Genomic DNA, 4,235 nt, shown 5'->3' on the forward strand with positions numbered 1-4,235 from the left:
AGCCCCTCCCTTGCAGGGAGGGGAGTGAGGTTCGAGTATGTACAAGTACGACCAATATGATCAGGCCATGGTCGACGCCCGCGTCGACGAATTCCGCGACCAGGTGAAGCGCCGCCTCGCCGGCCAGATCACCGAGGATCAGTTCAAGCCGCTGCGGCTGATGAACGGCCTGTATCTCCAGCTGCACGCCTATATGCTGCGCGTCGCGGTGCCCTATGGCACGCTCGACGGGCGGCAGATGCGCATGCTGGGGCATGTCGCGCGCAAATATGATCGCGGCTATGGCCATTTCACCACCCGCCAGAACATCCAGTTCAACTGGATCAAGCTGGAGGACGCGCCCGACATCCTCGCCGAACTGGCGACCGTCGAGATGCACGCTATCCAGACCAGCGGCAATTGCATCCGCAACATCAGCAGCGACCAGTACGCCGGCGCCGCCGCCGACGAGGTGACCGACCCGCGCCCCTGGGCGGAGCTGCTGCGCCAGTGGAGCACCTTCCACCCCGAGTTCACCTACCTGCCCCGCAAGTTCAAGATCGCGGTGATCGCCGCGCCGGAGGACCGCGCGGCGATGCGGCTCCACGATATCGGGCTGGACTTGGTGAAGCGGGACGGCGTGCTCGGCGCCCGGGTGTTCGTCGGCGGCGGCATGGGCCGCACGCCGATGATCGCACCCGAGATCCGCGACTTCGTCACCGCCGACGACCTCTTGAGCTACATCGAGGCGTGCCTGCGCGTCTACAATCGCTACGGCCGGCGCGACAACATCTACAAGGCGCGGATCAAGATCCTGATCCACGAGCTCGGCGCGGACGAATACCGTCGCCAGGTCGAGGAGGAGTTCGCGCACGTCAAGACGCTCGGCATCGATCCCCCCGCCGCCGAACTCGCCCGCATCACCGCGATGTTCGCGCCGCCCGCCTATGACACCGCGCCCGCGGTCACGCCCGACCGCAGCGATCCCGAATTTGCGCTCTGGCTCGACCAGAACGTGAAGGCGCACAAGCAGCCCGGCCATGCGATCGTCAACATCAGCTTGAAGCCGATCGGCGGCATCCCCGGCGACGCTTCCGCCGACCAGATCGATTTAATGGCTGACCTTGCAGAACGCTTTGCTTACAACGAGTTACGTGTCACCCACGCCCAGAACATCGTGCTTCCGCACGTCCACACGCGCGACCTTCACGAAATTTGGCAGGCCCTCCACGACGCCGGTCTCGCCGAAGCGAACCTCGATCTGATCAGCGACATCATCGCCTGCCCCGGCCTCGACTACTGCTCGCTCGCCAACGCCCGCTCGATCCCGCTCGCGCAGAAGATCGCCACCCGCTTCCGCGACATGGACCGCCAGCGCGACCTGGGCGAGCTCAAGCTCAAGATCAGCGGCTGCATCAACGCCTGCGGCCACCATCATGCCGGCCACATCGGCATCCTGGGCGTCGATCGTAAGGGTACGGAGAATTACCAGCTTTCGCTCGGCGGCTCGGGCGCGGAGGACGTCAGCCTCGCCAAGATCACCGGCCCCGGCTTCGATGAGGACGGCGTGGTCGATGCGATCGAGCGGGTCACCGACAAGTTCGTCGAGGTGCGCGAGCCCGGCGAGCGCTTCCTCGACACCTACCGCCGCGTCGGCTTCGCGCCGTTCAAGGAGGCGATCTATGGCTGATCTCGCAGGGAACACCGACGCCCTGCTCCGATTCCGCGACGACGACGCGCATGACGAGCCGGCGATGACGCTGGACAGCTTCCTCGAAGGCCAGACCAACGCCGGCGCGGTGCGGCTGGAGGCGGGTGACGATGCGCGCGCGCTACTGCCGCACCTCGGCCAGCTCGCGCTGATAGAGGTAAGCTTTCCCACCTATCGCGATGGCCGCGGCTATTCCGCCGCGCGCATCCTGCGCGAGGCCGGCTACACCGGTGAGCTGCGCGCGGCGGGCGACGTGCTGGTCGATCAGCTGCCGCACATGCGCCGCTGCGGCTTCGACAGCTTCGCGCCCGAAGCGCCGATCGACAGCGAGACGCTGAAGCGCAGCCTGGAGCGCTACGACCATCATTATCAGGGCGCCGCCGATGCCGCCGCCCCCATCTGGAAACTGCGCCATGGGTGAACCCGCCCGCAAGCTCGACGTGATCGACGTCGCCCCCGCCTTCGTCCAGGCCGATGCCGATGCGCTCAATGCGCGGTTCGAGGGCGTCGAGACGCTTGCCATGCTGCGCGCGGTGCTGGCGGAAGGCCTTCTCGGCCGGACTGCGGTGGTCTCCTCGTTTGGAACCGAAAGCGCGGTGCTGCTCGATCTGGTCGCGCGCGCGGACCCGGACACGCCGGTGATCTTCGTTGACACGCTGAAGATGTTTCCCGAAACGCTCGCCTATCGCGACACCCTGCTCGCGCACGTCGGCATGACCGACAGCCGCACGGTGGTGCCCGATGCCGAGAAGCTGGCGAAGCGCGACGAGAAGGGCATGCGTTGGTCCTACGATCCCGATGGCTGCTGTGAGATCCGCAAGGTGGAGCCGATGGCGCGGGCTAAGCAGGGCCTCGACAGCTGGATTTCGGGCCGCAAGGCGTTCCAATCGCACACCCGCCAGAACATCGCCCGCTTCGAGATCGAGGATGGCCGCCTCAAACTCAACCCGCTAGGCGATTGGGTAAAGGCCGACCTGGAAGACTATTTCGCCGAGCGGAACCTGCCGCGCCATCCGCTGGAGGAGCAAGACTATCCCTCCGTCGGTTGCCAGCCCTGCACCTCGAAGGTGCTGCCGGGCGAGGACGCCCGCGCGGGGCGGTGGCGCGGCTGGGACAAGGTGGAATGCGGCATCCACATGCCGTTGAAGCCGGGCGAGGAGCCGGTGTTCTAGGGCATTTGGTTCAGAGGAGGCGCAGAGGCGCAGAGACAAGAATGACGCGCGCGTCAGCGCGCAAAATCATCAAAGGATTGAGCTCAAAGGCGACATGCCCAGCTCGGTACTGCTCCTCTGCGCCTTAGCGCCTCCTCTGAACCAATCTTCCTATTATCGGCTTCGCGCGACGGATCAGTAAGGTGTGCCGTCCTTGTGGACATAGCGACCGTCCTCTAGATGCAGGTCGATGTCGGGATAATGGCACGGCGTCTTCTCCGGCACGCTCCACACCACGAACACACAGCCGCCCGGGCCGCCGATCAGGTGATGGCCGTTACCGTCGCTTTTTGGAAAGGCGACGCAATCGCCCGCGCCCAACGGCGTCTCGCCGGCCTCGTCGATCAGCGTCGCCGCGCCGGTCAGCATCACCAGGAACTCATCCTCGCCCTCATGCCAGTGGCGCTGGCTGGACCAGGAGCCCTCGGGCAGGAACACGCGATTCACCGCAAAGTCGGTGATCCCGCCCGCTTCCGCCATCTGCCAGATGCGCCGGCCCGCGGAGGGTTCGTCGAAAGGCGCCGGATAGCCGCCGCCATCGATCGTGCGGATCGCATCAAGGTCGAGCTTCGGCATCAATACCCCGCATAGTCGCTGAACTTGGTGATTCGCGGATCGAACTTCAGCGTCACCTTGCCGGTGGCGCCGTGGCGCTGCTTGGCAACGATCAGCTCGGCCAGGCCGTACACCCGCTCCATGTCGGCCGCCCAGCGCGCGTGATCGTCGAACACCTTCGAATCGTCGCCGTCGCTCGGCCGCTTGGGCTCCTTGGCGGCGACGTAATAATCCTCGCGATAAACGAACCAGACCATGTCGGCGTCCTGCTCGATCGAGCCCGATTCGCGCAGGTCGGACAGCTGCGGCCTCTTGTCCTCGCGCTGCTCCACCGCGCGGCTCAGCTGCGAGAGTGCCAGCACGGGGACGTTGAGATCCTTGGCCAGCGTCTTCAGCCCGCGGCTGATCTCCGAGATCTCCTGCACGCGGTTGCCGTCCGACGACTTGCCCGATCCGGTGAGCAACTGGAGGTAATCCACCACCACCAGCCCGATCTCGTTGTTGTGCCGGCGCTGGAGCCGGCGGACGCGGGTGTGGAGCGAGGCGATCGAGAGGCCGCCGGTATCGTCGATGAAGAACGGCAGCGTCTCCAGCTCGGCGGCGGCGGCGGCGAGCTGGCCGAACTCCGCCTTGCTGATCTTGCCCATGCGCAGGTTCTCGGAACTGATCCCCGATTGCTCCGCCAAGATGCGGGTGGCGAGCTGGTCGGCGGACATTTCCAGGCTGAAGAACGCCACCTTGGCGCCCACCGACTTGGCCGGCGGGATGCCGTCCGCCAT

Annotated in this window: 5 protein-coding genes; 3 read left to right on the forward strand and 2 right to left on the reverse strand. The window is 65.9% G+C overall.

Annotated elements, in window-relative coordinates:
• The first annotated feature begins 37 nt into the window (after nucleotides 1-37).
• Genes ACFDTH_RS17665 through ACFDTH_RS17675 form a run of 3 tightly spaced genes read left to right on the forward strand, consistent with a single transcriptional unit; the run spans nucleotide 38 to nucleotide 2,862 of the window.
• Entirely contained in the window at nucleotides 38-1,669 is a 1,632-nt protein-coding gene (locus ACFDTH_RS17665) for a nitrite/sulfite reductase (protein WP_375288864.1), read from the forward strand.
• Nucleotides 1,662-2,111: a DUF934 domain-containing protein gene (locus tag ACFDTH_RS17670; RefSeq protein ID WP_375288865.1), complete on the forward strand. Its 450-nt coding sequence runs from the start codon at nucleotides 1,662-1,664 to the stop codon at nucleotides 2,109-2,111. Before ACFDTH_RS17665 ends, ACFDTH_RS17670 begins: the two co-directional genes overlap by 8 nt.
• Entirely contained in the window at nucleotides 2,104-2,862 is a 759-nt protein-coding gene (locus tag ACFDTH_RS17675; RefSeq protein WP_375288866.1) for a phosphoadenylyl-sulfate reductase, read from the forward strand. The genes ACFDTH_RS17670 and ACFDTH_RS17675 overlap by 8 nt, the downstream gene beginning before the upstream one ends.
• A gap of 174 nt (nucleotides 2,863-3,036) precedes the next feature.
• Here ACFDTH_RS17675 and ACFDTH_RS17680 read toward each other — a convergent pair whose 3' ends face one another.
• Both ACFDTH_RS17680 and ACFDTH_RS17685 read right to left on the reverse strand, forming a co-directional pair.
• Nucleotides 3,037-3,477, reverse strand: a complete 441-nt coding sequence (locus ACFDTH_RS17680) for a cupin domain-containing protein (protein WP_375288867.1) — start codon at nucleotides 3,475-3,477, stop codon at nucleotides 3,037-3,039.
• The coding region (locus ACFDTH_RS17685; RefSeq protein WP_375288868.1) for a DnaB-like helicase C-terminal domain-containing protein at nucleotides 3,477-4,235 on the reverse strand (759 nt) is incomplete at its 5' end. The genes ACFDTH_RS17680 and ACFDTH_RS17685, both read right to left, overlap by 1 nt.

It is taken from the genome of Sphingomonas sp., assembly GCF_042096255.1.
In the GTDB taxonomy this organism is placed as follows: Bacteria; Pseudomonadota; Alphaproteobacteria; order Sphingomonadales; family Sphingomonadaceae; genus Sphingomonas.